This window comes from Nocardia sputi (assembly GCF_023501985.1).
In genome coordinates this window covers 40,529-65,485 of sequence record NZ_JAMFLC010000006.1, presented here as the reverse complement: position 1 = coordinate 65,485, position 24,957 = coordinate 40,529, and the positions used below count along the sequence as shown (strand labels likewise).

Here is a 24,957-nt window from a genome sequence, read left to right as displayed (position 1 = left end):
AATAGGTTCCCCTTGGATGAATAAACATCGCTCTCCACCTACGTGCTGCCGCCTCTCGGGTCAACGGTGCGCCGGTTCGATGTCTAGCGTGCGTTGGAGCTGGCTTGCCCACCAGCGCAGGTGAGCGGTCGAGTCTTGCGCCGCGGCGCCGGTGAGGCCGGCGCTGCGACGGAAGTCGCTGCCGTAGAGGGGCTCGGTTGCCATCGCCTGGTGGAGGGCGGCGACCGCGAGTCGCGTCTCGTCGAGGGGACTTCCGGGAGGCCGACTCCGATGCAGGGCGTCGACGACCGGGTCGAGCATGCCGGCACCACGGTCGCGCCATCCCGCCGCGTGCAGCGCCACCGCGAGTTCGCCGTAGCCGCCGCGATACACGGACTCGAGCGACTCGACGAGCTCGAGGACATCGGTGCCGTGCTCCAGCCATGCGGCGATGACGTCTTGAAGCGCGGCTCGAAGCCGGCCTCCACCATGGCGAAGAAGTTCGGCGAGCAGCTTCTCGCGATTGCCGAAGTGATGCGAGACGCCGGCGTCGGTCATCCCGACCCGCGCTGCCACCGCGCGCACCTGCACAGCGGCGACGCCTCCCTCGGCCAGCAGCGAAGCGGCGGCATCGAGGATCAACCGGCGGGCTTCCTCCGGCGGTCTGCGCGTTCTCGAACTAGTCACCCCGGAATCCTACCTTGACTAGCCAAGGCTGCCCCGCGTACCGTTACCTAGACAGCCCAAGGTAGACCGGAGGGGGGCATGGCGATGTTCGAAATCACCGAGCCGAGAGGGAAATTCGGCAAGGAGGTGGATCGGCGATGACAGACATGACCCTCACACTGCGCGACGTCACACTTCGAGCCACGGTGACCGGCGCGGGCCCCACGGTCCTGCTGCTTCACGCGGGCGAAGAGCGTCGCGACGTCTGGGCACCGGTCACGGAGGGGATGACCGAGTGCGGACTGCGGACGGTGGCCTTCGATCTGCGCGGGCACGGCGAGAGTTCCGGACGGGCCACCACTTTGCGGGCGATCGCCGACGACGTCATCGCGATGGTGGTTCGCGAACCGGCGCCGCTCGTCGTGGTGGGTGCCTCCCTCGGCGGGTTCGCCGCCGTCGCCGCCCTCGCGGAGTCGTCTGTCGCGCAGCGCGTCGCCGGCCTCGTGCTCGTGGACGTCGTTCCTGATGTCGACGCGGATCGGGCCCGCCGCTGGCTCGACGACCACGGGCTCCTCGCCCGCAACACCGAGCTCGCCGATGACATTCTCGCCTCCCGCTCCGAGCTCCACGGGATCATCGCGACATCGGACCTGCCCATCCTGCTCGTGCGGGGAGGACGACGTTCCCCGCTTGGCGACGCCGACGTGGACCGGCTACGCACGGCCAACAGACGCGTCACCGTTACCCGCGTACCGGACGCCGGGCATCTCGTCGCTCGCGACGCCCCCGGGGAACTCGCGCGTATCGTTTCGGCGCACGCCACCAAGTGGCTCGCCACCGACGACGTCGTCAGCCGCGCGTTCGAGCTGCAGCGCACGCTCGGCGCCGAACATATCGATCACCCAGGCGGAACTCTGTTCGAGCACCTTCGCCGGGTGCACACCCTCACGGTCGAATGGAACGCCGCGCCCCGCACCCGACTGGCGTCGATCTGCCACGCGTCATACGGCACCGACGGGTTCCGGCACGCCATGCTGCCGACCACAGATCGTCGGCGGCTGGATCACGTCATCGGCCCCGACGCCGCGGCGCTGGCATACCTCTACGGCGCATGCGATCGCTCACACACCTACCGCGAACTCGGCCGACGGCCCTTGCCCGTGACCGACAGATTCACCGGCGGCTCGAAGACGATCGAAGGAACCGAACTCCGTGACTTCGCCGTCCTGACCATCGCCAACGAACTCGACGTCGCCCGCCACGCCCAGCTTCTCCCGTCGATTCGCAGCGATATCCGTGAACTCGTCGCCGCGCTGGCCACGTACGCGCCCGACGAGGCGGCGGTAGCGCTCGCCGATGAAGTCCTCGCTCGAGCGAGCACCGAGTGAGCCCACCCGGCTGCTCGAAGCCGTCCTCATACTCGGCGATCCGCCCGTCGCCGACAGCGACGCCCACAAGAACACAGCTGAGTGTTCGAAAGGCCCGATTGGCGCGGCAACCGCCGATCTCTCAGGACTCGGTCAGCGACGGCGTGGCAGTGCGGCGATGCCGAACATCTCGTGCGCGATGCCGAAGCCCAGGTCGTCGACCAATCGCCTTTTCCATGGGCGTTGCGCGATCGCGTGGGTGAACCGGCGCGTGGTCCGTGGACGTGCGGCAATCAGCTCGGCCAGCTCCCATGCCCGTGGCGCGAGGACGCCGACCGGCTCACCCCGCACTTCTGGAACCCCGGCACCGACGACTACCTGGCGGCCGTGCAGACCTGAATGCTGCGCAGCGAGGGGAAGATAGCGCGCCAGCTCTTGGACACATCAACGATTCCGCGGAGGGGCCTCGTCGCCGTCTAGCCGTCATGGCGCTGAGCGGCGAGCAGGCGCTCGAACACGCGGGTCAGCGTCGCCTGCTCGCGCTCGGAGAGATGGTCGAAGAAGTGGCGGCGGACGGTGCCGACGTGCTCGGGAGCGGCTGCCTCGATCGCTTCGCGGCCGGCGGGGGTAATGCGCACCATCGCGCCCCGCGCGTCGTCGGCGCAGTCCTCCCGCACGACCAGGCCGCGCTTCTGCATCCGCGTGACCTGGTGGGACAGCCTGCTTCGGTCCCAGCCCACCTCGTGGCCGAGCTCGCGCATGCGGATCACGCCGTCTTCGGCCTCGGAAACGGGTGCCAGCACGGCGTAATCGGCGCCGGAGAGCCCGGCGTCGCGTTCCAGCTGGCGCTCGAAGGTGCGCTGCAGTTCGCGGGTCAGTTCCCGGTAGGCCCGCCACAGCCGGGCTTCCCGCTCGTCGAGCCATCGGACGTCGGCCATGCGAGCAGCATACCAATTTGTTGACACATCAGCAAAGTACTGCTATTTGTAGACACATCATCAAAATGGAGAGGCGGACATGACACGCATCGCGATCATCCTGGGCAGCACCCGTCCGGGCCGGAACGGGGAAGCGGTGGCGCTCTGGGTCCACGAGCTAGCCGCGGCGCGCGACGACGCCGAGTTCGAGCTGGTCGACATCGCCGAGTACCGCCTTCCACATCTGGACGAGGCCGCTCCCCCGTCGCTCGGGCAGTACGCGCACGAGCACACCAAGGCGTGGGCGGAGAAGATCGCCTCGTTCGACGGGTACGTCTTCGTCACCCCCGAGTACAACCACTCGACCTCGGGCGCGCTGAAGAACGCCATCGACTTCCTCTACGGCGAGTGGAACAACAAGGCCGCCGGGTTCGTCAGCTACGGCACCGCGGGCGGCACCAGAGCGGTGGAGCACCTGCGGCTGGTCATGGGCGAGCTGCAGGTGGCCGACGTCCGCAACCAGGTCACGCTGTCGCTGTTCACCGACTTCGAGGACTTCAGCGTCTTCGCGCCCGCCGAGCGGCACACCGCCGCGGTCGGCGCGCTGCTGGACCAGGTGGTCGCTTGGAGCCGGGCGCTGGCCTCGCTGCGCACCGATGCCAAGGACGTCGTGCGCCGCAACACCGAGCGCGTGCAGTCCGGTGGTGATTTCACCCTGTTCGAGAAGCTGTTCGCGGACGACTTCGTCGACCACACCCCGCAACCGGGCACCACGCCGGACAAGGACGGCGTCCGCGTCCTCTACCACGCGCTGCGCACGGCGTTCCCCGACTTCTCGGCGAAGATCCACTGGCAGACCGTCGACGGCGACGTCGTGACCACCTACAAGACGTATTCGGGCACCCACCGGGGCGAGTTCCTCGGCTTGGCCCCGACCGGCGAGCACGTCGAGTTCGAAACGGTCGACGCGATGCGTGTGCGCGACGGGCAGATCACCGAACACTGGGGCGTAGCCAACCTGTACTCGGTCCTGCAACAGCTCGGGGCGCTGCCCGCCCACGCGGGAAAGTGACGACGATGCCCAGAGCAGTACGGTTCTCCCGCTACGGCGGACCCGACGTTCTCGAGATCGCGGAGGTCGACCAGCCCCGCCCGGAGCCCGGCCGAGTGGTCGTCGACGTCGTCGCCGCGGCCCTCAACCCTGGAGAGATCGGTATCCGCGAAGGCGTGTTCGCCGCGATCTGGCCCGCCCGGTTCCCCGAGGGCCAGGGCAACGACTTCGCCGGACGGGTCGCCGAGGTCGGTGCCGGGGTGACCGGATTCGCACCCGGCGACGAAGTCCTCGGCTTCGCGCCGCGCGCCGCTCAAGCCGACTTCGTCGTGGCCGCTGCGGGCGCGCTCACCGCCAAGCCCGCCGGCCTCGGCTGGGCCGAGGCCGCGTGCATCGCCGGCGCGGGTGCGACCGCCTGGGCCGGCGTGGAGGCCGTCGACCCGCGACCCGGCGAGACGGTCGTCGTCTCGGCCGCGGCCGGCGGTGTCGGGGTGGTCACCGCCCAGCTGGCCCGGCTGCGCGGGGCCACGGTGATCGGGACCGCGAGCGAGGGCAACTTCGGCTTGCTGCGCGGTCTCGGCATCCATCCGGTGACCTACGGCCCCGGGCTGGCCGACCGGCTGCGCGCCGCGGCACCGCAGGGCGTCGACGTGTACCTGGACACCTTCGGCGCGGGGAACGTGAACACCGCCATCGCACTGGGTGTCGGCCCGGACCGGATCAACACCACAGCCGAGGGCCGGGCGGTGCAGCGCTACGGCGTCCACTCGGCTGCGCAGGAGCAGGCCGACGACCCGGTCGTCTGGGCCCGCCTGGCCGCCCTCGTCGCGAAGGGCGAGATCACCATCCCCATCGCCGCCGTCTACCCCCTGGAGCGCGTCCGCGACGCCTACCGGGATCTGGCGACCCGGCACGTCGGCGGCAAGCGCGTCCTGGCGGTCGAGCCGCTGCCCGAGTTCGAAGGAGACCACCGATGAAGGCACTGCTCACCCGGGCCTACGGGCCGCTGGAAGATCTGGAGATAGCCGAGGTACCGCGGCCGGAGCCCGGCGCGGGGCAGCTCCTTGTCCGCGTCGAGGCCGCCGCCGTCAACCCGGTCGACATCGCGCTGGTCACCGGCGCGATGCGCGACGACCTGCCGGTGCCGCACCCGTTCGTGCCCGGCGTCGACGTCAGCGGCGTCGTCGTGGCCGTCGGGCCCGGCGTCGGCGGATTCTCGACCGGGGACGCGGTCGTCGCGTGGAACGGGGTGCCCTCCGGCGCCTTCGCCGAGTACGCCCTGGTGCGCGCCGACGATTCCGCCGCCGTGCGGCCGGCGGGGCTGGATGCGCGCCACGGAGCCGCGCTGCCGACCGGGGCCCTGACTGCGGCGGCGCTGCTCGACGAGGCCGGGCCCGTGCCGGGTGTCACGCTGCTCGTCGTCGGCGCCACCGGCGGTCTCGGCGGCTACGCCGTCCAGCTCGCCAAGCAGGCCGGCGCGACCGTAATCGCCACCGGCCGGGACGGAGACCGTGACTATCTGGCGGACCTGGGCGCGGACGGGGTGATCGACTACCGCGCCGAGAACGTCGCCGAGCGCGTGCGGCACTGGGCGCCCGAAGGCGCCGACGTGGTGCTCGACGTCGCCCAAGCCGGCCCCGCGCTGGCCGCCTCTGCGGCGGCCGCCAGACCCGGTGGCATGGTGGTGTCCCCCCTCGGCGGCCCGCAGGCGTTCGAACGGGACGTCCGGGCCGTCTACACCGGAACGACCACGCCCGCCGGTCGGCTGGCCGGGCTCGCCGCGCAGGCGTCCGCCGGCACGCTGCGGGTGGAGATCGGCGCGCAGTACCCGTTCGTCCAGGCGCGGCAGGCGCTGCTCGATTTCCGGGCCCGGCACGTCCGCGGCAAGGTCGTCGTCACCTTCTGAGCCCACCACTGCCCGAAATGGAGAGACCATGACCACCACTGTGCGCCGCAACGACGGCGAGAGCCGGTACGAGATCACAGTGGACGGTGAGCTGGCCGGGCTCGCCGCCTACGCCGACCACGACGGCCGACGGATCATGTATCACACCGAGGTCTTCGACGCCTTCGCCGGCCGCGGCCTGAGCAGCACCCTCGTCGCCGGAGCCCTCGCCGACGTCCGCGACACAGGCACCAGGGTCGTCCCGGTCTGCCCGGTCGTCGCCGCCTACCTGCGCAAGCATCCCGACCAGAACGACATCGCCGACCCCGTCGAACCCGAGACGCTGCGCTGGCTGCGGGCGGCCCTGAGCTGAAACGGACGCGAACGCAAGAAATGGCTTATGCCAGATACGGGTTCTGATCCGGGTAGCGGCGAGCTGCGATCTTATGAACCGGTGTCCAGGTCAGGGCCAAGACGGCCGCTACGACGACGACCACGATTTCGACGCTTCGGTGATTCATCGACGCGGGTTCCCTACGGTTTTTCCTGGCGGGCGATGGTGGCCGACTCGACCAGAGGGTCCTGACCGCGGTGCCATCCCCGTCGGTGCGGCGGTCGAGGATGGCGCCGGCGGTGTCGGTGTCGGCAGGAGTAGCGGTGGAGGGTGAGGTGGGCGGCAGTGCGGTGGGGGCGGCAGCCGTTTGCCACAATGAGCGCCAGGGCCGCATACACCAGGATGGTGAGGACGATCTGGGCCATGGCTTGTCCCTTCTATGGGGTGGTACCGGGTTGCCGTCCGGCGGGCGCGGTCAGCTTTCGCGATAGAGCACCAAGTGCTCGTGGTGGAGCACGCCGTCTCGCACGTTGCCGGTGGCTGTGAAGCCCAGGTCGTCGTGGTAGTCGATGTGGGCGCCGGTCACGGTGTAGCGGCCGGTGTAGGCGCGTTTGCGGCCGTCGCGTTCTTCTTCGTAGCGGCCGCTCGCGAGAAGTTCCTGGCGGATGCGGCCGTCGGCCGTGACCCACATGCCGACGTACGGGTGGGGGGCGGATGCCGATCGGCCGCTACCGATGGCGGCGAAGGCGAGCAGTGTTGTGAGCAGTCCGAGCAGATGCCGGGTGCTTAAGTACATGGGAGGGGGTCCTTCGAGCGGTGGTGGAGGGGGTGGACGGAACCGGCCGACTCGAATTGCCGACCGGTCCACAGGGGCGGGGTCAGCGGCGGGTGAGGCGGTAGCCGGCAGGCGGATGCCGATTCACCGGGGCCGCGCTGATCCCGGCGCTGGTGCGGCCGGTCATGAGGTGTGGACGGCGGCCAGGATACGGTCGCGGGAGGCGTGCACGTCTTCGCGTAGAGCGGCCAGGTCGAGGTCGAGCACGGTCCCGGCCCACTTGCGGACCTGGCCGGCGATGAAGACGGCCTCGATGTTGCGTGCGTCGGAGCCGAGGACGAGGGTGCCGATGGGGTCGTTGAGCGGCATGTTGTTGAGGTCCTCGGCGCGCACGACGAGCACGTCGGCCTGCTTTCCCGGGGTGAGGGAGCCGGTCACGTCGCCGAGGCCGATGCTCTTGGCGCCCTGCAGGGTGGCGAAGTCGAGCACGTCGTGCACGCCGATCCGGGCGGCGGGCTGATCGCCGGTGCCGTAGGCGGCATGGACGGCGCGCATGCGCTGGATGGCGTGCAGGGCGCGCATCTGCGTAAACATGTCGCTGGCCAGTGCGACTTCCACGTCGATGCTCAGGCCTGGCCGGATGCCGACGGCGAGCGCCTCGTCGATGGCCGGGATCGCGCTTTCCAAGCCGATCTGCGCGTCCGAAGTCGGAGCGAGCGCGACATTGGTGCCGGTGTCGGCCATCGCCTGCCAGGCCTGTGGGGTCAGGCCGGTGCAGTGGATGAGGGAGACGTCCGGGCCGAGCAGACCTTGCTCGGCCCAGCCGAGGATGGCCTCGGAGGAGGGCAGGCCGAAGACGGCGTCGATGCTGACTCCGATGCCGAGGTCGCGGGCGGTGCGCGCGAGGCGTTCGCCGTAGGCGAGGTCGGGGCCGGCGACCTCGTCGGTGGCCAGAGCGGCCAGGCGCAGAGTGAGCAGTCCGCCGGAGGCGAAGTAGGTGTCGTGTAGGCGGGTCAGGTCGGCCGGCCATTGGCCGTCCCAGGTTCCGAAGTGTGGGCGCATGGATGCGTGCACGCCCCGGATGCCGGTCTCGGCCAGTGCGCGGATTGCGGCGTCGGAGTGGGCGGCGGTCCGGGAGTTGTGGGAGAAGTCGAGCATGGTGGTGATGCCGCTGTCGATGGCGGTCAGCGCGGCCAGGTGGGTGCCGATGTACATGTCGTGTGGCTGGTAGGCGGGGGCTATACCGGCCAGGGTGGAGGTGACGTACTGGCCGAGGTCGTTGACATCCGGCATGATGCGGCGTAGTTGCGCCTCCCAGGCGTGACGGTGGGTGTCGACGAAGCCGGGGGCCAGGATGGCTCCGGTGACGTCGATGACCAGGGCGTCGTCGGCCGCGAGGTCCGAGCCGACGGCGGCGATCCGGTCGCCTTCGATGAGCAGGTCGGCGCCGGGTAGGACACCCGCCTCCGGGTCCATGCTGACGACGGCGGCGGCTCCGGTGAGCAGGATACGGCGGCCGGAGGTGTGGCGGCGCAGGTCGTCCAGGGTGGCGTTCATAGTGCTTCCTTCAGCGTGCGGGGGTCAGGCGTGGGTCAGGTACTGCCACTTGGTCATGCGGTGCCGCAGGTCCACGGTGGCGGCGTTGGCGGAGAAGGTGCCGTTGCCGCGGTGGTGGAATTCGCCCGCGCCGCGCTTGCCCGGATCGATCCAGGCCCGCCCGGCTCTGAGGATCCACAAGTGGTGGTCGTCGGCGAGCCGGTCGTCGGCCACCGTGCATTCGACGTTGGCGAAGCATTCGGCGACGAGCGGCGCCTCCACAGTGGCGGCGGGCATGGGCGTGAAGCCGAAGCGGCGCCATTTGTCGGTGTCGCGGCCGGAGATGTTGCCTGCGTCGACCACTTGCTCGGCCAGTTCGATGGACGGGATCGCCAGCACACATTGCCCGCCCTCGCGCAAGGCGGCGTGGCTGTGGTAGCCGGGTAAGGCCAAGACTTCATCGAGTCAGGTCGCGTCAAACGGCCTGCGCGGTGGGCAGGATGGTGATCTCGGTGAGGTTGACGTGGCGGGGTGAGGCGGCGATGAACGCCACTGTCTCGGCCACATCGACCGACTGCAGCGGGTCGATCTCGGTGAGCAGCCCCTCCATGAGGGCGCTGGCGTCGGGGTCGGTGACGTGGCTCGGCAGCTCGGTGTCGACCATGCCGGGCTCGATCGTGGCCACCCGGACGTTCTTGGGGCCGAGCTCGACACGCAGCAGTCGGGTGAGGTGGCTGATGTAGGCCTTGGTGCCGGAGTAGACGGAGAACTTCTCCAGGATCCGGGTCGCCGCGATCGAGGAGGTGGTGATCAGGTCCGCAGGCCGGCCCGCCTCGGCGGCGGTGGTCAGGTGCGGCAGGAAGGCACCGATGACGTTCATGACGCCGGTGATGTTCAGGTCGATCTGACGCTGCCAGTCGTCCTGCTTCAAGTCGGTGATCGGTGAGATGAGCTGGACGCCAGCGTTGTTGACGACGAGGTCGGCCGTACCGAGCCGCTCGGCGATCTCGGCCGCCGCATCGTTGACGGCTTGCCGGTTGGTGACATCGACGGCGATGGCGATCGCCGTGCCGCCGGCGGCGCTGATGGACGCGCTCAGGTCGTCGAGCTTGTCCTTGCGGCGGGCCAGCACGGCGACGTTCGCGCCGAGTTCGGCCAAGCGCAGGGCCGTGGCTGCGCCGATGCCGCTGGAAGCGCCCGAGACCACGGCGACGCGACCTGCCAGCGGGGTTCCTGTGAGCAGAACACTAGTCATGACAAAGACCTTTCGTGTGTGGGGATGGTGCCCGCGTTCAGTGGCGGGCGGGATGGGCTGCGGTTACGGGAGGGTGGCGGCGGCGTTGTCGACGCCGTTCGCGGGATGCCCTCGCAACAGGTGGAGCCGCGGGTGCTGGACAGTGCGTGGTGCGCTGTGGCGGACTCGGGCCTGCTGGACGCCGCTGGTCAGGCCGCGGCGTCGGCGTGCGCGGTGGCGGCGGACTTGGCCCGCCATGGGGCCACGTCCCTCCCGATCTGCTCCAGCTTGGCCTGCAACCGCTCCAGGGTGTCGGGCCCCAGGTACAGGTGCGTAGGCAGGCTGTCCTGGCAGGTGACCTCGTAAATCAGGGCGGCGCCCTTGACCGGGTCGCCCAGCTGGGTGTGGTTGGCGGTGCCAGCCCAGTCGAGGGTCACGTGGGCAGGGGTGCCGTCGTAGGCGGCGATACGGCCTGCGGGCATCGACAGGGAGCTGGCGTCCAGGAAGTCGGTGCGCAGCACGCCCGGCTCGACCACCATCGACTGGATGCCGAACGGTTCCAGCTCCTTCGACAACGCCTCGCTGATGCCCGCGACGGCGAACTTCGAAGCGCAGTACATGCTCACCCCGGGCTCGCCCTCGAACCCTGACCGTGAGCCGATGTGCACGAGCTTGCCCGAACCCTGCCGACGCATGACGGGCAGCACCGCGCGGGTCATGTCGATCACCCCGAAGACGTTGAGGTCGAACAGGGATCGGGCCTCGACGTCGCTGATCTCCTCCAGGGCGCCGAGCAGGCCCCGGCCGGCGTTGTTGACCAACACATCGAGGGTGCCGAACCGGTCGACGGCGGTCTGGACAGCGGCGGGAATGGCCGCGCTGTCGGTGACGTCCAGGGCGACGGTGAGTACGTTGCCGGCCTTGGCCAGGTCGTCCGGCACGCGGGCCGGGTCGCGGACCGCGATGACGACGTTGTCGCCCTGAGCGAGGGCGGTGCGGGCGATCTCGGCGCCCAGGCCTCGGGATGCTCCGGTGATGAACCAGGTGGTCATGACGGTGTCCTTCGTTCCGTTTCGTTTGGCTGACATCTACAGATTGCCGAGGTCAGCGCGGTGGAAGAAGGTCACGACCTTCCTGGGAGTGATGTACCTAGGAACCGGCCCGAGCGGCACGTGGGCGCGCACGAAGAAGAGGCCGGGGCGGTGCCCCGGCCTCTTCAGAGGGTGTCGTGGTCGTGGTCGTCAGTCAGAGGGTTCGGTCGGCGCCTGGTCGGTGTCCTGCGAGTGCCTGCGGAAGCGCATCGTCGGCCCGCGCCCGCAGCCGTTCGAACGCCTGCGCGGTGGGCGTGCCCGGCTCGGCCTGGTAGACCACCAGCTGCTGGTGCGGCGCACCGTTGACGGTGAAGGCCGAGAACAGGATGTGCAGGTCACCCGCATACGGGTGGCGCAGGTGCTTGCCTTCTAGAGTCTTTGGCTTGACGTCATGGCGGCCCCACAGCTCGGCGAATTCGGGACTGTGGGCCGACAGATCCGACACGACTTCGGCGATGCGCGCATTATCGGGGTCGTGACCGTATGCGGCGCGGATCTCCGCCACGCACGAGTGCGCGGCCCGGTCCCACTCCTGATAGAACTCGCGCCCAGCCGGGTCCATGAACACCATGCGGGCCAGGTTGTCGGGCGTGCGGAAGCCTTCGTGCAGCGCTGCGGCCATGCTGTTGCTGGCCAGGATGTCCAGCGCCGGACCGAGAGCGAAGGCGGGCGAGGTGGACCAGCCGTCCATCAGTTGCAGCAGTTGCGGGCTGACCGTGATGTCCTGGGCCCGCGAGGTACGCGACTCCGGCGGCTGCACCAGCCGCCACAAGTGCTCGGTGGCGGCCGCGTCCAGCCGCAGCGCCCGCGCCACCGCGTCGACCACCTGGGGCGAGGGGCTGGACTCGCGGCCCTGCTCGAGGCGCACGTAGTAGTCGCTGCTCATACCGGCCAGCATCGCCACCTCTTCGCGACGAAGACCCTTCACCCGGCGCCGCCCGTACTCGGGCAGCCCGATGTCCTGCGGCTTGAGCGCTTCGCGACGGGCGCGCAGGAACTCGCCCAGCGGGGTTCCGGTCATGCCGTGCCTCCCGCCGGGTCCTTGGCCGAGGCGGCCTGCATGACCGTACCGACCGCGCTTATGCAGGCTGTCATGTCCGTCCTCTCATCGTGCGGAACTGTCAGAAGGCGACGATCACCTTCCCCTGGCTGTGTTGTGCGGCCAAGTCGACGAGTGCCCGGCGGGCGTCGGCGAAAGGGATGAGTGGCGCCGATCATGACCCGTAGGGCGCCGCGCGCCGCCTGCCCGGCGAGGGCGTCCAGGCGCCCCGGCGCGGGAACGGTGCCTGTATAGACGGCCACCCGGGTTACGACGCCGGTGATGTCGACGCCCGGCACGAACGGGTGCGTAATCGGGAAGACCTTGCGCACCGCAACTGTAACCAATTTGATGTCGATCGGGTTCAGCGCTGCGGCCGCGGCGCGGACCAGCACCTGTTCCGGTCCCGGCACAGGAACGGGCACATCGGCGAAAGACAGCTTCTCCGCCGGCCCGTACGCGCGGGAGATCAGCGCCTTCACAGGTTCCTCCTGCCCCCATCGTCTTTGCTGCAGCGTTGCTGATAGGGACGATACCGGCATCGCCGAAGATTGCTCGTCTACGGACTCAACGTCGCCTTCGTGGAATAACTTCCGCTGAGGCGGGTACCGGGCGCCGTTCGAGCGCCTCCGCGGGGGCGCTGTGCTCACGTTCCTGTCGCCGCGCTCGACTTCCAGATATTCACCGCAGACTCGACATCAGCTCGCGCCGCACGTTGCGATCTCGACCTCGGCACGCGACCCGCGCGGTTGCGGCCGTCAGCCTGGGAGTGATGCACCCAGGCAGCATGCCCGGCGTTTGCCTAACTTCGGATGTTATGAACCGTGAGCGCAACGACTTACTGGGGAGGTTTCTGCGAGAGCGCCGCGCGCTCGTGCGGCCGGAGCAAGCCGGGCTGCCCTCAGACGGCAGCCGTCGGGTTCCTGGGCTGCGCCGCGACGAGGTCGCCCACCTAGCTGGCCTCAGTGTCGGCTACTACGCCCGGCTCGAACAGGGCCGCCAGCATCCCACCCGCCAGACCGTGGAAAGCCTGGCCCGGGCACTGCGCCTCGACGAGCAGGCCATGGTGGAGCTGTATCGGCTGGCCCGGCCCACCGCCGGGCGCCGTCGGCCCGGCCTCATCGAGCGGGTCGCGCCCGAGGTGCTGGCCCTGCTGAACGACTGGACGGTGGCACCTGCCTTCATCCTGGGAAGGTCCTGCGACGTGCTGGTCCGCAACCCGCTGGCGAACGTGCTGCACAGCCACTTCGTCCTCGGCGACAACCTGCTGCGCATGATCTTCCTCGACCCGACAGGGCGGCAGTTCTTCCGCGACTGGACCAGCGCCGCCCGTGCGGCCGTGCACGACCTACGCCAAGCCACCGGCCAGAGCCCGGACGCGCGCAACCTGCGCGAACTCGTCGGCGAACTCGCCATCACCAGCCCCGACTTCCGCCGGTTGTGGGCAGCCCCTGAGCCGCGCGGCGCACTCAGCCCCGCCACCCGCTTCCATCACCCCGACGTCGGCGACCTACACCTGCGCACCGAGATCTTTCCCATCGCCAGCACGCCCGGTCTGCGGCTCATCGCCCATCCGGCCGAACCGGGCTCCCCCTCAGCCCGAGCCCTGGCCCTGCTGGGTACCCTGGCAACCGACATTCGAGGTCCCCACCATCACGCCGACACCGTCCGAGCGGGACGCTCGCCTCGGTCCAGACCAGTGCTCTGATCAGGTATTTCGCGAGCCCATGGCCAGCACTTCACGCCGGTTCAACGCCGCCGGGCGCGTGCGTGTACTCAGCTAGCCGAGGCCGCCCCAGTGCTTGACGCGGCGTCGGATCGTGCGGTCGGAGCAGCGCCGTTGCCCTGAATTCCCTGCGGCCCTGCCTGCGAAAGACGTGCGAGCTGCCACCGAGGACCGAGTACCGCTCCAAGAGCAGCACCTGTTGGCCTGCCGCAGCCGAGTAGGCGGCGGCGGTGCTGTCGCCGAAGCCGGATCCTATTACGATGGCATCGAATTGCTTTGCGTTGGTCAGGTTTTCCATGACAGCCCCTTTTTCAGGTCGGCAGGTATTTGTCCCGGCTCGTTGATACGGTGGCAGCCGAGGATTCGCGTTTTACTGCCTGCCGCCCCCTCTTCATGGCTTGGACTTCTCTTTCCAGACGAGGAGCACGGATTCGTCGGCGGGTTTCCATGGCAGGAAGATGGCTATGGCAACCGCGACGATCAGTGAAGCCGAAACCGTCACATACGACGCGAGTCGGAACCCCTCCATGGACGCGGATTTCATCGCGTAGATCAGTTCGGCCTTCTGGGGGGCGAAGGCCGGGTTGGTGGGGCGCTTGACCATTTCCAGGACGGCGATGACGCTTTCGCGGGCGAAGCTCTGCTCGTTCGGGGTCATCAGGAACTCTGGGATGGCATCGATGCGCGGTCCGACCTTGGTCGTGTACACCGACGCCACGATCGATCCCAGCACCGCGACGCCGAGGGTTCCCCCCGCCTCGCGGGTGGTGTCGTTGACCGCCGAACCGGCTCCTGCTTCGTCGAGGGCGACAGAGGACATGATCGATTCGGTCGCCGGGCCCTGCACAATTGCCAGTCCTAGGCCCATCAGCACCATCGAGACGAGCACGGGACCGACATAGGGTGTCTGCACCTCGACCTGCCCGGCGACGAACATTCCGACACTCATCACCACCAGACCGAGGACGATGACCGCGGTGGTGCCGGTCTTCTGGGCGATCAGCGTGGCCACCGGGGCGCCGACGGCAATGGACACGGCGAACGGTAGCGAGTGCAAACCGAACTCCAGCGGCGACAGCTCCATCACTCCCTGGAAATACGCGGTGATCATGAACAAGAACCCGAACATGCAGAAGTAGCCGACCGCGATCGCCAGCGCGGGCAGGGAGAATCGCCGGATCCGGAACAGGTTCATGTTCAGCACGGGTGCCGCAGTGCGCAATTCCCACCGGAGGAACATCACGAAGCAGACCACGGCGAAGACGAAGCCGGTCAGGCTGGCCGGGGAAAGCCAGCCCTGATGCGGGGCCTCGATGATGGTCCACACCAAGGCGGTGATGCTCAGAAGCGACAGGGCTATGCCGATGACGTCGAGCCTGCCGGTGTGTGTGGCCTTCGACTCGGGAACCAGCAGGCGAGTGAGAACCAGGACGACGGTGGCGACGGGAACGTTGACCCAGAAGACCGAGTGCCAGGAGAAGTGCTCGAGTAGCCAGCCGCCGGCGGTCGGCCCGATCGCGATGGCGAAGCCGGCCATCGCCGTCCACGCCGCGATGGCGATGGCCCGTTCCCTGACGTCGGTGAAGATGTTGATGATCAGCGCGAGGGTCGCGGGGAACACCGCGGCGGCGAACACTCCCATCGCGGCGCGGGCGGCGATCACCTGGCCCAGGTCGGTCGCCAATGCGCCACCCAGAGACATCACCGCGACGCCGGCCAGCCCCAGCATCATCACCGTGCGCCGGCCGTAGCGGTCTCCGAGGTGACCGCACGCCAGCAGCAGGCCCGCGAAGGTCAGCGTGTAGGCGTCGACCACCCACTGCAACCCACTGAAGCCGGCACGCAACTGCACACCCAGAGACGGCAACGCGACGTTGACGACGGTGTTGTCGAGCACCACGAGCAGTTCCGCGACGCAGATGACGGCGAGTGCCGGCCACCGACCCCGCACGCTCGGAACTGCGGAGTGCGCTGCCGGTGCGGCGGGTTCCGCGACAGATGGGTGGGGCATAGGAAATCGACTCCTCGTCATTGCGCTGCGGGCTAACTCGGAAAGGGGTGGCCGCCAGCCCGCTCGGGCACGATGGTTGGCCACCGCGGGCCGACAGCCACAGGGGCGCCGGCGGCGGCTCGATTCCGCGACAGCACCGGCTTTTGCAGGAACGCCAGATCAGGCCGCCGCGCGCCGGTGGGGTTCGGAACGGTAGCGGGTGGTGGGTCCATCGATGCCGAGCAGTTTCCATACCCGGCGGGAGATCTGGTTGATCAACCCGATCTCAGCGGCGAGGGTGCGGACGTCTGCGAAGAAGTCGGCGAAGGCCTGTTTCGAGTCCGGCGAGCGGTAGAACACTTCCTTCCGCACCGAGTCCGGGATACCGGCCTCGGAGAAGAACGCCCGCGGTGGGGTGACGATAGCGCGGCCGAGCGCGAACATGATGATCGGCAAGGCCACCGACAAGCCCAGCCTGTGGATCGGATTAGTCTGCGGCACTCTCTGTTTGAGGAATTCATGGGCGAACGAGATGTGGCGCGCCTCCTCGGCCACGTGGATGGCCATCACCGAGCGCATGATCGGATGCACTTCCTCACCGGAACGCAGGATCGCCTTCTGAATGTGATCGATGGGTTCCTCACCGGCCAGTACGCCCATGAAGAACAGATTGGGGAACAACGCTCCGGCGGGCCCGACCACGTATCCCAGCAGCGTTTTCAACCACGGCGTCATCCCGGGCACATCGATACCGATGCGGTTGACCATCTCCTGGAACATCAGGTTGTGGTTGCACTCCTCGATGATTTCGTGTGTGCAGTACCGGAATTCCGGCGAGCCGTTGGGCAGACGGTAGGCGTGCTGGACCATGCCGCTGATCAGCATCAACTCGAACTGCAACCCGACCTTCGCGATATTGGACTGCCGGTACTTACCGATCGCGATCTGACGCTCCCGCGGCAACGCCCGATACCAGGGATGAGGCCCCAGCATCTCACCGGACACGGTGAGGATCCAACGCTCGGGCGCGGTGTCGGCCTCGAAATCCGGGTGCTCCCAGTCGATATCGAGGTAAGGGTCGAAGCGTCGGTGCACCGAACCCTCCGACAGCAGCGACAGCTTGTCCGCGTACGCCCGGGCCTTGTCGACGACATCGTCGCCGGGCCCGGCCTGGTTCACCTCGATCGTCATCGGCCTCTCCTCGCCACGTTTTCTGTTACTACATGTAACGCTAACATCAGGCTAATAGAACGAGTGGTCTATCGCAAGCAGGTTTCTCGGCCGCGCTTCAGGGAATTCCAGAGCTGCGGCTCCATTAAGAGAACCGAATGGTCTACTCCGGCTCGCCGCTAGGCTGGATCGCCTGTACTGAGGGGAAGAGAGAGGCTCATGGCTGCGGATGCGCGACGGCGCTTGATCGAGAGCGCGATCGAGCTGATCCGACGTCGAGGGGTGGCAGGCACCGGGGTGGCCGATCTGCTCGAGCACAGCGGCACCGCACGGCAATCGATCTACAAGCACTTTTCCGGCGGAAAGACCGAGTTGATCGAGGAGTCCGTGCGGACCGCGGGGGCCTGGATCGAGCAGATGATCGAACAGATGGCCGAGACCCTCTCGCCGCAGGAAATGCTGCAGGCTTTCGTCGAGTACTGGAAATGGGTGCTGGTGACCAGCGACTACCAGTCCGGATGCCCGATCGCCGCCGCGGCATACGGCGGAAGCGAAGCACCTGGCGTCCGGGAGTTGGCCAGCCAGGCATTCCGGCACTGGGAGCACCACCTGGCCGAGAAAGCCATCGCACAGGGCATACCCGCCCGTACCGCCCAAGGCCTGGCGACCACGACAATCGCGGCGATCGAGGGCGCAGTCATGATGTCGATCGCAGACCACAGCATCGCACCCCTCAACCGCACCTACGACCAGCTCCGCCACCTGCTCCAGAACCATCTCGAAGCGCCGTGATCACGCCACCATCAAGCGCCTGCGACAAACGTCGGCAAACGGAAAAACGGAACTGGCGCAGCACAGTTCCACCCGAGACGATGACCATGCCCGCGCTGACCCACAAGACCCGTCCGCCCCAAGACCTCACGCACATAACAACGGCACTCCGGCGACGGGAGCCGGTTCTCGAGCACAGCCCGGTCAGCACCTCACCGCCGTCCAGCCCGAACGGTGTTCCTCCTTCCGCCGAGATCCGTCATCGCGATTCGACCGCGAACCAACCCACCAGTCGGACGGAAACCGGCAGCTCCCGGCCCTGCTCTGCGGCGACTTCGACTACGAGCGATCCATGGCACGTATGAACCACCCACTCACCGGCGTGGACACGGTCTTTATCGCCAGCGACCCGGCTTACGGGTTCGTGTCCAGCTCGTTGGTCAAGGAGGTCGCAGCGGCAGATGGCGACCTCACCGGCCTGCTGCCAGCGCAGGTGCGTAGTCGACTGCTGAAGCGGCTGTAGGTTCAGCCGATCGCTACGGAGACCCCCTCCTACCCTTGTCAGTCAGCAGAATCGGAGGTCCAGTCATCAGTGAACGATTGATTGCGGTGTGACACCAATATTACGAATGAACGTGCTTTCGCCTGGCGATGTCGTTCTAGCACTCTCACACGGGGAACGGTTGGAGAGCTGGCGGGACAGCGAGCTCGGCTTTCTGGGCGATGACAACTACGGAGGCTACTGATCTGCGGCACCGAATCGCGAACTCGGAGCTAGTCGGTCGGAGCCAGGACCGCACGCAAGACCGGCAACGACTGCCCGCGCTCGAAGTTGGTCGTGATGTGCGCGGAGTGCGCGATGCGGCTATAAAATCAGCATGCTGTCGCCGAACATGTCGAACTCAAATCCGCCGTTCTCCAAGATCTCGGAGTAGGAGCGCATAACAAGATCTTTGCCGGCGAAAGCGGCAGTTAATACGATATGGCTGGACCGTGGCCGGTGGAGGTTCGTCAGAAGTGCGTCCACGACCTTGAACTGGAATCCGGGATAAATATAGAGATCGGTCCACGCCGCCTGAGGCCGAATAGCGGCCTTGGGCTCGTTGCGGACTGCCAGTGACTCGAGAGTTCGCATGACCGTCGTGCCAACAGCGACGATGCGTCGCTTCTCGGCTAGGGCTCGATTGATTTTCGCGGCGGACTCATCCCCGACCTCGAAGAATTCGGATCTCACGTTGTGGTCCTCGACCTCCTCCGTGCCGATATGACGAACTGCGAGGATTTCAGTGGCCCCTACATGCAGGGTAATGTATGCAAGCTCGACCCCCTTGTCGGCGATGCGATTCAGCAACTCTTCAGAGAAATGAAGGCCCGCCGACGGAATCTCCAGCGAACCAGGTTTCTCGGCGTAAACCGAGCGATAAGCCTCTGGCGTCGTCCGCCAGTATGTCGGGTCCAAGTGAATTGTCTCGTCGATGCGCCGCCCGTATCGATCAAGTGCCTGCGTCAATCGCTCGGCGGACTCGAACTTCACTCTCCAGAGCTGGCCGGGCTGTGATTCGAGTAAGGCACATGTAAGCAGGCTGTCGTCGATTGATGTCAGGGTCATCCCCGGCTCCAATCGTTGCCCGGCCTCCATTTTGACAATGGTCGCGCCGTCAGGCTCATGACCGTAAACGATCACGTCCACAGTTTCGTTACAACCGAAAAGATAGCGTATTGGACATCATATAGCTATCATTCAATACCAGTAGATCACCCGGCCGAAGATAGTTGTAAATAGTCGAAAATACCGTGTACTCGATCGTCGCCGTAGAACGTTCGAGCACGACCATCCTTCCGTCCTCACGACGTTTGCCGCGCAACTCGACAGGATCGGATGGCATAACCCTTTCCCCCGGATCGAAATCAAATTCTGAAGTCTTCATGATTCGTCATCCTCCTAGTGTGCCGTGATTCCGCTTTGCTTACCAAGGGGTTCGTGATTTGGTCGAGTCAGGCGGTGATGCAGGCCAGGTGTGGGTCATCGGAAAAATCCGCGGACGAGATCGAAACCCGCGTCCCTGGAGCGAGACTCAGTACTAGGCATGGTTGTCGACGAGTTTCCGGAAGCTGGCATAGGGAAGAGCCCCTTCGGCCATGATCTCGCCGACGATGTAGCTCCACACGAACGGCACGGCCGTGGCGTTCCATCGGGTGATGCAGTCGCGGATCTGCGTGATCAGCACCTCCACCGGGCTGAAGAATGCCGCAGCGAAGCGACTGCATCCTTGCCCGTAATCAATTGTAGCCCTTCGTGTTTGGTTTCCACTGAGGATCGGCCGAAAATGCGCCGACATGCGCCGACATGCTCGAAGAGCTCAGACGTCGTACGCCACAGAGGATTCGCCACGACAGCATGGCCAGCGTCGACGTAGCTTCCGACGGTCCGCCGCGTCCTCGTAGTCTGAGCAGCGATAACGCGGAACATTCGGCAGCGAAACATATTTCGAGCTCCGCTGCGGCACTGCTGGTCGGCAGAGGCGGCGTTTCCGTGTCTGACTCGAACTACAGCCTCGAAAGCCGGGCTGTCGTCTCACTCGTCAATCGGGTCGTCAGCACAAGCGACTCCGAGGGCAGGACAGATTCCGGACTGGAATCTTACGACCGTCAGCGTGGTGGTCCGACAACGGGTGGCAGCAGTTCGGCCCACGGCGGCAAGATACTCGTCACCGGCGATGATCAGCGACCACAGCCAGCCGACCGGCGCGGTAGCAGCAAGGCCGGAATCAACGCGAGCGCGATCACGACCGGAGCGATCAGATAGGTGTGCTGGAACGCCTCGGCCAGGGCGGGAGCGATCTCGGTGCGCTGCGCCGGAGCCATGCCGTGCAGCGCTTGCAGGCCGCCGGTCACCGGGAGCAGCGCGCCCAGGATGACCGAGGACACCGCGGTGCCGACCGCCAGGGCGGTGGTGCTGATCATGTTCAGCACCGTCGATCCCGCCGGCTGATCCGCCCGGCTCAGCGACCGGGTCGCGGTGGTCATTACCGGCATCATGGTGCCGCCGCCACCGGCGCCCATGAGCAGCATGCTCGCGCCGAGCGCCCAGTACGGCGCGTCCGCGTCCAGCTGGACGATGAACAGCACGAAACCGGTGAGGGTTACCGTGATCGATACCGGTAGGTAGCGGCCGGGCGGAATCCGATCGATCAACCGGCCCGCTACCTGCATGGTCAGACCGGAGGCCAGCGCGAGCGGGATACCCAGGGCGCCTGCCACCAGCGCTGATTCGCCACGAGCCACCTGAAAATACAGGGGCAGCAACAGCATCGAACCGAAGTAGCCGCTCGCGAACAGGGCCAGCAGCAGCGCGGAGGTGCCGCTGATCCGGTTGCCCAGCACCCGCAGATTCAGCAGCGGCTGCGCGGTGGTCAGCGATCGGTGCACGAAGGCGGCGATGAGCCCGACCCCGGCCAGCAGCGGGATCAGCACGGCGGGTGTGGCGAATCCGGCCTGCTCACCCGCCGCGGTCACCCCGTAGATCAGCAGGGCCAGGCCGGGCGACATCAACAGGAGTCCGGGCAGGTCGAGCGCGTGCCGCGGTTCCGGCGGATCGTCGGGCACGATCCGGGCGGCCAGGACCAGCACCAGCGCACCCATCGGCAGATTGATGAAGAACATCCACCGCCACGACACCTCGTCGATCAGGTAGCCGCCGATCACGGGCCCGAGCAGCGGGCCGACCAGAATGGCCAGACCCAGGGTGCTCATCAGCCGTCCGAGCCGATCCGGCCCGGCCGCGCGCAGCAGGATCGTCATCGCGACCGGCATGAGCAGCCCGCCGCTGGCGCCCTGCACGACCCGGAAAGCGAGGAGCGACTCGATGTTCCAGGCGAGCCCAGCCAGCATCGAGCCGGCCGCGAAGGCGGCGATCGCGGTCAGGTACAGCCGTTTGGCGCCGAACCGGCCGACCAGCCACGCCGAGGTCGGCACCACGGCGCCGAGCGCGAGCGAATAGCCGGTCGCCACCCACTGGATGGTGTTCAGGCCCGCGTCGAACTGCGCGGACAGCGCGTTGATCGAGACATTGACGATGGTCTGGTCCAGTGTGGCCATGATCGTACCGAGCACCAACACCAGGACGATCGTCATCGGGTTGCGGGCGGCGACCGGCGACGCGGGAGCCGTTGCGGTAGTGGCCACGGCCCTCACGCCCCGTACGGGTTGGCGGCACGGGCGGCGCGCAATGCCTCACCCCACCAGGTCAATTGCTTCAGCAGGGCCTTGGTGGCGGTGGCCGCGTCGGTCGGTTCGGCCAGCTCACCCGCGTCGTCGAATCGGCGCCACGGGTTCGTGAAGCTGACGGTGTCGCGGAGAGTGACCGCGTGCAGTTCGGCGAAGACCGGCCGCAGGTGTTCCACCGCGCGCAGACCACCGGAGATGCCGCCGTAGGAGACGAAACCCACCGGCTTGGCCTGCCATTCGACGTGATGTTCGTCGATCAGATTCTTCAGTGCCCCCGGGTAGCTGTGGTTGTACTCGGGCGTCACCACCACGAACGCGTCCGCGCGGGAGAGCTTTTCAGCGGTCTCCGCCCGTGACGGGTGATCGGTGACCGCACCGAAGGCGTGCGGCAGCGCGACCTGTCGGGTATCGACGATCTCGACCTCGAGGGTGTCGTGGCGCCGGAGCTGACCGACGAACCAGTCCGCGATGGTCGTGCCGAACCGGCCTTCCCGGGTGCTGCCGACGACGACCGCGACCCGCAGCGGAGCCGGGACCCGACCGTGCGGCCCTCCGGTATCGACGTGCCAGTTGCTCATGAGGCCCCTCCTTTGGACGATCGCACCAGCGTCGGCGCTCTCCACAGCCTCCAACCTCAACCAATCTTCGGGTCAACCCTCCTGTGATCGAGGCCACATCACCCAGAGCTCAACCAGCTGGTGATCGCCCATGTGCTGCCCGAGGCACGAAATCCGCATTGCCGGACCTCCACCTGAATCCCTCCGCAGATACCGACCTGCGCGTCCCAGCCTAGAACTTCGTTGCTTCGTGCCATTGCTACCCGGAGGGCCGGCCGTGAGAAGCCTGAGATCCGGTCACCCTAGCCGATGCGGCTGATGCCCGACCATAGGTCGCAGTGGTGTTGGTGGGCGAAGGAGTCTGCGACAGTGATGTTGTCGCTGCCGAGTTCGAGGGTTGTGTCCGAAGTCGACGGCCATGGGGTGAAGGCTTGCGTTTCGGGGTTGCCGGTGTGGGCGAATTGTGCCCAGCTTTGCTGCATTTGCCGGGAGAGGCGGTCCGCTGCGGGCGGTAGCGGGATGGGCACACCCAACAGTCCTGAGAAGACGTAAGGCACTTCGGCACCGTGAAAGGCCCCGGGCAGGAGCGGGTTTCGCCCCACGAGCGCATCGTTGAACTGGTATTGCCATACTCGAGCACCGCCGCGACGGGCTGCTTGCGTGGTGAACAGCGCTGGACAAGCGAAGAAACCATCGGTGATCACGTGCTGCTTGGCCTCGGCCGCGGTCGCGAAGGCCGATACGGGGTATCGCTGCAGAACGCGATCGGCGTTGCCGGTGAAGAGTTCCTGAGCCCAGCTCACGTAGTCGGCTGAATCCGGCACTGTAGCGCGAGCGTAGTCGAGCAGGGCGAGGAAGGTCGCACCTTCGTCGGCGTTGCTGCCGACGACAAGCGGAATGTCGCGCACGGCCCCATCGGCCAGGGCGTTCTCCGGCGGGGTGGTGACGACGACGTCGTCGCGCACCGGGGTCCATGTGACAGCCATCGTGTGCAGAGTTGTCGTGGGAGAATCCAACATCCGGTCGGCCGGCAATGCCCGCAGGCACGTCAGGCGAGTTGCGGCCTCGGCGCAGCCGAGACCGGCGGCGTACTCGGCTGATCGTTGATAGGCCTGTTCTTTCGAAGCGGGCGCGAGGGGACTGCGTGCGCAGGAACCGCTTTGGATGATGGCTTTGGCATAGAGACCGCGGGCGGTCGGTGACGCCAGTTGCGTGCAGACGCTCATGCCTCCGGCGGATTCGCCGAACAGGGTGATGTTGTCCGAGTCCCCACCGAAGGCAGCGGCGTTGTCGCGGATCCATCGCAATGCCGCTTGCTGATCCAGGGTGCCGTAAGTTCCGGTGACACCACCCTCGCCCGCGGCGAGTTCGGGTAAGGCCAGGAAACCGAACGGACCGAGTCGGTAATTGGGGATCGCGACGATGACCTGGCCATCCCGGACGAGCCGGGCGGGTGAGTCGTACTGGGCATTGGACCCCAGGACGAATCCACCGCCGTAGAACCACACCATGATCGGAAGTTCGCTCGCGGCGGGATGTTCCGGGACATAGACATCGATGGTGAGGCAGTCCTCGCTCGCGGGTTGCACCGCCGGAATCCACGGCAACGGAGATGATTGCGGGCATTGCGGACCATGCGCAGTGGCCGCGAGCACACCCGTCCATGGCGGGGCCGGCTTCGGCGGCGCGAAACGGTTGACGCCCGCGGTGGAGGCCCCGAACGGGACTCCGAGATACTCGATCATCCCGTCGACGCGCGCGCCTCGGATCACTCCACCGGAAACACTCGTAGCCGGCCCTTCGTCGGCGCCGGCCAGACCGGCGGCGGAGCAGCTGACGACACCGAAGATCGAGACCACGACCGCGACCAACCACCGTAATGGGCTCACACGCTGGGATCTCCCGACGCTGAACGGCATGAGAACACTCCTGCACACCTGAGGTCAACGTCTGACACATCGCCGAGGCACCGACCTGAGGTCAATCTACTTTTGTGACAAAAGCAAGTTACTAGGCGGACGTCGAGCGTGGGGAGGAATCGGACGAATCGGATCGCGGACGGCTATTCGGCGTCGGGACCACTCGTCAAAATGGCCAGCAATCGCTGCAACGCGGGCAGTGCGGACGCGATCGCAGCTCGGTCGGAGGCCGGGAGCCCGTCGAGAGCTTCCCGTAGCATCGCGGCGCTGGCTCGGTCATACCGGCCGAGCAACTGCCGTGCCCGAGCGGAGGCCATCAGTCTCGCGCCACGCCGGTCCGAAGACAGCGGCTTGCGATCGAGCAGCCCCGCTTCAGCCATCGCCTTGACAAGGTTGCTGATCGTAGAGGGCGCCATCCGGAGTTCGCTCGCGGCGCGGGTGGGTGTCAGGCCGTCGGTGGCCACCAGCAACCGCAGTAATTCGATTTGAGGTTCCGGCAGGTCCGGCAAACCTTCGGCGGCCCGCGTGCGATGCAGCACCGCACGCCGCAACGGCCCGAGCAGGGCGCTGAGCTGAGCCTCGAAATCGGGCTCCGGCATCGATCGAGCCCGCACGGCGATGGCGTCCATGAACTCATTGTGCACTTGCATCAGACAAGCACCCGCCGGTTCGCTGCTTGGGACAAGTTGCCGATCTGTTCGGCTCGTCGCCGGCACACGGAAC

Annotated in this window: 27 protein-coding genes and 2 pseudogenes; 9 read left to right on the top strand and 20 right to left on the bottom strand. The window is 67.1% G+C overall.

The features are described 5' to 3' along the window. Window positions 1-60: 60 nt before the first annotated feature. Complete coding sequence (locus M8859_RS11465) at window positions 61-621, bottom strand: TetR family transcriptional regulator (RefSeq protein ID WP_201295364.1); 561 nt, start codon at window positions 619-621, stop codon at window positions 61-63. 182 nt (window positions 622-803) lie between these two features. Here M8859_RS11465 and M8859_RS11460 point away from each other — a divergent pair, with 182 nt between their 5' ends. Continuing rightward, entirely contained in the window at window positions 804-2,033 is a 1,230-nt protein-coding gene (locus tag M8859_RS11460; RefSeq protein ID WP_159929403.1) for an alpha/beta fold hydrolase, read from the top strand. Between the two features lie 132 nt (window positions 2,034-2,165). Here M8859_RS11460 and M8859_RS11455 read toward each other — a convergent pair whose 3' ends face one another. Both M8859_RS11455 and M8859_RS11450 read right to left on the bottom strand, forming a co-directional pair. After that, window positions 2,166-2,363, bottom strand: coding sequence for a hypothetical protein (locus M8859_RS11455; protein ID WP_201295363.1), 198 nt, complete (start codon window positions 2,361-2,363; stop codon window positions 2,166-2,168). Between the two features lie 125 nt (window positions 2,364-2,488). Then, the gene (locus M8859_RS11450; RefSeq protein ID WP_159929401.1) at window positions 2,489-2,950 is read right to left on the bottom strand and encodes a MarR family winged helix-turn-helix transcriptional regulator; all 462 of its coding nucleotides are present in this window, start codon (window positions 2,948-2,950) and stop codon (window positions 2,489-2,491) included. Between the two features lie 79 nt (window positions 2,951-3,029). On the opposite strand from M8859_RS11450, the pseudogene M8859_RS11445 reads away from it, so the two are divergent. The 5 genes and pseudogenes from M8859_RS11445 to M8859_RS11425 form a co-directional block, all read left to right on the top strand. Further along, window positions 3,030-3,590: pseudogene (locus M8859_RS11445) on the top strand (NADPH-dependent FMN reductase); the annotation flags it as partial. 9 nt (window positions 3,591-3,599) lie between these two features. Continuing rightward, a complete protein-coding gene (locus M8859_RS11440) occupies window positions 3,600-4,001 on the top strand; it encodes an ester cyclase (RefSeq protein ID WP_249644215.1) in 402 nt (133 codons plus the stop codon). Window positions 4,002-4,006: 5 nt separating this feature from the next. Continuing rightward, window positions 4,007-4,957, top strand: coding sequence for an NADP-dependent oxidoreductase (locus tag M8859_RS11435; protein WP_249644197.1), 951 nt, complete (start codon window positions 4,007-4,009; stop codon window positions 4,955-4,957). Then, the gene (locus tag M8859_RS11430) at window positions 4,954-5,886 is read left to right on the top strand and encodes an NADP-dependent oxidoreductase (RefSeq protein ID WP_249644196.1); all 933 of its coding nucleotides are present in this window, start codon (window positions 4,954-4,956) and stop codon (window positions 5,884-5,886) included. The genes M8859_RS11435 and M8859_RS11430 overlap by 4 nt, the downstream gene beginning before the upstream one ends. 28 nt (window positions 5,887-5,914) lie before the next feature. After that, entirely contained in the window at window positions 5,915-6,238 is a 324-nt protein-coding gene (locus tag M8859_RS11425; RefSeq protein ID WP_159929393.1) for a GNAT family N-acetyltransferase, read from the top strand. A gap of 436 nt (window positions 6,239-6,674) precedes the next feature. Here the strand turns inward: M8859_RS11425 and M8859_RS11420 are convergent, their stop codons facing one another. The 7 genes from M8859_RS11420 to M8859_RS11390 form a co-directional block, all read right to left on the bottom strand. Continuing rightward, window positions 6,675-6,995, bottom strand: coding sequence for an Atu4866 domain-containing protein (locus M8859_RS11420; RefSeq protein WP_195070713.1), 321 nt, complete (start codon window positions 6,993-6,995; stop codon window positions 6,675-6,677). A gap of 162 nt (window positions 6,996-7,157) precedes the next feature. Next, entirely contained in the window at window positions 7,158-8,531 is a 1,374-nt protein-coding gene (locus M8859_RS11415) for an amidohydrolase family protein (protein ID WP_249644195.1), read from the bottom strand. 24 nt (window positions 8,532-8,555) lie between these two features. Beyond that, complete coding sequence (locus M8859_RS11410; RefSeq protein ID WP_195139828.1) at window positions 8,556-8,963, bottom strand: flavin reductase family protein; 408 nt, start codon at window positions 8,961-8,963, stop codon at window positions 8,556-8,558. Window positions 8,964-8,985: 22 nt separating this feature from the next. Beyond that, the gene (locus M8859_RS11405) at window positions 8,986-9,765 is read right to left on the bottom strand and encodes an SDR family oxidoreductase (RefSeq protein ID WP_159929385.1); all 780 of its coding nucleotides are present in this window, start codon (window positions 9,763-9,765) and stop codon (window positions 8,986-8,988) included. 188 nt (window positions 9,766-9,953) lie between these two features. Further along, entirely contained in the window at window positions 9,954-10,796 is an 843-nt protein-coding gene (locus M8859_RS11400; RefSeq protein ID WP_195070715.1) for an SDR family oxidoreductase, read from the bottom strand. Between the two features lie 193 nt (window positions 10,797-10,989). Then, window positions 10,990-11,856, bottom strand: a complete 867-nt coding sequence (locus tag M8859_RS11395; protein WP_159929381.1) for a helix-turn-helix transcriptional regulator — start codon at window positions 11,854-11,856, stop codon at window positions 10,990-10,992. Next, window positions 11,853-12,356 (bottom strand): alcohol dehydrogenase catalytic domain-containing protein, encoded by a 504-nt coding sequence (locus M8859_RS11390; protein WP_195070716.1) that lies wholly within the window; start codon window positions 12,354-12,356, stop codon window positions 11,853-11,855. Before M8859_RS11390 ends, M8859_RS11395 begins: the two co-directional genes overlap by 4 nt. Window positions 12,357-12,691: 335 nt before the next feature. Between M8859_RS11390 and M8859_RS11385 the strand changes: the two genes are divergently transcribed. Then, window positions 12,692-13,582, top strand: a complete 891-nt coding sequence (locus M8859_RS11385) for a helix-turn-helix domain-containing protein (RefSeq protein WP_249644194.1) — start codon at window positions 12,692-12,694, stop codon at window positions 13,580-13,582. 31 nt (window positions 13,583-13,613) lie between these two features. Here the strand turns inward: M8859_RS11385 and M8859_RS11380 are convergent, their stop codons facing one another. From M8859_RS11380 to M8859_RS11370, 3 genes are all read right to left on the bottom strand, one after another. Further along, window positions 13,614-13,898 carry an NAD(P)-binding protein gene (locus M8859_RS11380; RefSeq protein WP_195070718.1) on the bottom strand — a complete coding sequence of 95 codons (285 nt, stop codon included), beginning with the start codon at window positions 13,896-13,898 and terminating at the stop codon, window positions 13,614-13,616. Between the two features lie 93 nt (window positions 13,899-13,991). Then, complete coding sequence (locus M8859_RS11375) at window positions 13,992-15,611, bottom strand: MFS transporter (protein ID WP_249644193.1); 1,620 nt, start codon at window positions 15,609-15,611, stop codon at window positions 13,992-13,994. A 159-nt stretch (window positions 15,612-15,770) separates the two neighbouring features. Further along, a complete protein-coding gene (locus tag M8859_RS11370; RefSeq protein ID WP_159930982.1) occupies window positions 15,771-16,781 on the bottom strand; it encodes an AurF N-oxygenase family protein in 1,011 nt (336 codons plus the stop codon). Between the two features lie 198 nt (window positions 16,782-16,979). On the opposite strand from M8859_RS11370, the gene M8859_RS11365 reads away from it, so the two are divergent. Both M8859_RS11365 and M8859_RS11360 read left to right on the top strand, forming a co-directional pair. Beyond that, window positions 16,980-17,552, top strand: coding sequence for a TetR/AcrR family transcriptional regulator (locus M8859_RS11365; RefSeq protein ID WP_159930313.1), 573 nt, complete (start codon window positions 16,980-16,982; stop codon window positions 17,550-17,552). 310 nt (window positions 17,553-17,862) lie between these two features. Next, a pseudogene (locus M8859_RS11360) lies at window positions 17,863-18,054 on the top strand (pantetheine-phosphate adenylyltransferase); the annotation flags it as partial. A 342-nt stretch (window positions 18,055-18,396) separates the two neighbouring features. On the opposite strand, the gene M8859_RS11355 reads toward M8859_RS11360, so the two are convergent. From M8859_RS11355 to M8859_RS11330, 7 genes are all read right to left on the bottom strand, one after another. Beyond that, a complete protein-coding gene (locus tag M8859_RS11355) occupies window positions 18,397-19,215 on the bottom strand; it encodes an S-adenosylmethionine:tRNA ribosyltransferase-isomerase (protein WP_308221187.1) in 819 nt (272 codons plus the stop codon). Between the two features lie 13 nt (window positions 19,216-19,228). Beyond that, the gene (locus M8859_RS37615) at window positions 19,229-19,459 is read right to left on the bottom strand and encodes an S-adenosylmethionine:tRNA ribosyltransferase-isomerase (protein ID WP_372492902.1); all 231 of its coding nucleotides are present in this window, start codon (window positions 19,457-19,459) and stop codon (window positions 19,229-19,231) included. Between the two features lie 153 nt (window positions 19,460-19,612). Beyond that, complete coding sequence (locus M8859_RS11350; protein WP_159930310.1) at window positions 19,613-19,765, bottom strand: hypothetical protein; 153 nt, start codon at window positions 19,763-19,765, stop codon at window positions 19,613-19,615. Window positions 19,766-20,252: 487 nt separating this feature from the next. Beyond that, window positions 20,253-21,716, bottom strand: a complete 1,464-nt coding sequence (locus M8859_RS11345) for a DHA2 family efflux MFS transporter permease subunit (protein WP_236565755.1) — start codon at window positions 21,714-21,716, stop codon at window positions 20,253-20,255. 5 nt (window positions 21,717-21,721) lie between these two features. Continuing rightward, on the bottom strand, window positions 21,722-22,336 hold the full coding sequence (locus tag M8859_RS11340; RefSeq protein WP_195070720.1) for an NADPH-dependent FMN reductase: 615 nt from the start codon (window positions 22,334-22,336) through the stop codon (window positions 21,722-21,724). A gap of 281 nt (window positions 22,337-22,617) precedes the next feature. Beyond that, window positions 22,618-24,234: a carboxylesterase/lipase family protein gene (locus M8859_RS11335; protein WP_249644192.1), complete on the bottom strand. Its 1,617-nt coding sequence runs from the start codon at window positions 24,232-24,234 to the stop codon at window positions 22,618-22,620. A 143-nt stretch (window positions 24,235-24,377) separates the two neighbouring features. Then, complete coding sequence (locus M8859_RS11330; RefSeq protein ID WP_249644191.1) at window positions 24,378-24,884, bottom strand: MarR family winged helix-turn-helix transcriptional regulator; 507 nt, start codon at window positions 24,882-24,884, stop codon at window positions 24,378-24,380. Between the last annotated feature and the right edge of the window lie 73 nt (window positions 24,885-24,957).

Coding starts and splice junctions, on each gene's coding strand:
- M8859_RS11460 (WP_159929403.1), top strand. CDS start 804: ATGACAGACATGACCCTCACACTGCGCGACGTCACACTTCGAGCCACG.
- M8859_RS11450 (WP_159929401.1), bottom strand. CDS start 2,950: ATGGCCGACGTCCGATGGCTCGACGAGCGGGAAGCCCGGCTGTGGCGG.
- M8859_RS11435 (WP_249644197.1), top strand. CDS start 4,007: ATGCCCAGAGCAGTACGGTTCTCCCGCTACGGCGGACCCGACGTTCTC.
- M8859_RS11430 (WP_249644196.1), top strand. CDS start 4,954: ATGAAGGCACTGCTCACCCGGGCCTACGGGCCGCTGGAAGATCTGGAG.
- M8859_RS11425 (WP_159929393.1), top strand. CDS start 5,915: ATGACCACCACTGTGCGCCGCAACGACGGCGAGAGCCGGTACGAGATC.
- M8859_RS11420 (WP_195070713.1), bottom strand. CDS start 6,995: ATGTACTTAAGCACCCGGCATCTGCTCGGACTGCTCACAACACTGCTC.
- M8859_RS11415 (WP_249644195.1), bottom strand. CDS start 8,531: ATGAACGCCACCCTGGACGACCTGCGCCGCCACACCTCCGGCCGCCGT.
- M8859_RS11405 (WP_159929385.1), bottom strand. CDS start 9,765: ATGACTAGTGTTCTGCTCACAGGAACCCCGCTGGCAGGTCGCGTCGCC.
- M8859_RS11400 (WP_195070715.1), bottom strand. CDS start 10,796: ATGACCACCTGGTTCATCACCGGAGCATCCCGAGGCCTGGGCGCCGAG.
- M8859_RS11395 (WP_159929381.1), bottom strand. CDS start 11,856: ATGACCGGAACCCCGCTGGGCGAGTTCCTGCGCGCCCGTCGCGAAGCG.
- M8859_RS11385 (WP_249644194.1), top strand. CDS start 12,692: ATGAACCGTGAGCGCAACGACTTACTGGGGAGGTTTCTGCGAGAGCGC.
- M8859_RS11380 (WP_195070718.1), bottom strand. CDS start 13,898: ATGGAAAACCTGACCAACGCAAAGCAATTCGATGCCATCGTAATAGGA.
- M8859_RS11375 (WP_249644193.1), bottom strand. CDS start 15,611: ATGCCCCACCCATCTGTCGCGGAACCCGCCGCACCGGCAGCGCACTCC.
- M8859_RS11370 (WP_159930982.1), bottom strand. CDS start 16,781: ATGACGATCGAGGTGAACCAGGCCGGGCCCGGCGACGATGTCGTCGAC.
- M8859_RS11365 (WP_159930313.1), top strand. CDS start 16,980: ATGGCTGCGGATGCGCGACGGCGCTTGATCGAGAGCGCGATCGAGCTG.
- M8859_RS37615 (WP_372492902.1), bottom strand. CDS start 19,459: ATGAAGACTTCAGAATTTGATTTCGATCCGGGGGAAAGGGTTATGCCA.
- M8859_RS11340 (WP_195070720.1), bottom strand. CDS start 22,336: ATGAGCAACTGGCACGTCGATACCGGAGGGCCGCACGGTCGGGTCCCG.
- M8859_RS11335 (WP_249644192.1), bottom strand. CDS start 24,234: ATGCCGTTCAGCGTCGGGAGATCCCAGCGTGTGAGCCCATTACGGTGG.
- M8859_RS11330 (WP_249644191.1), bottom strand. CDS start 24,884: ATGCAAGTGCACAATGAGTTCATGGACGCCATCGCCGTGCGGGCTCGA.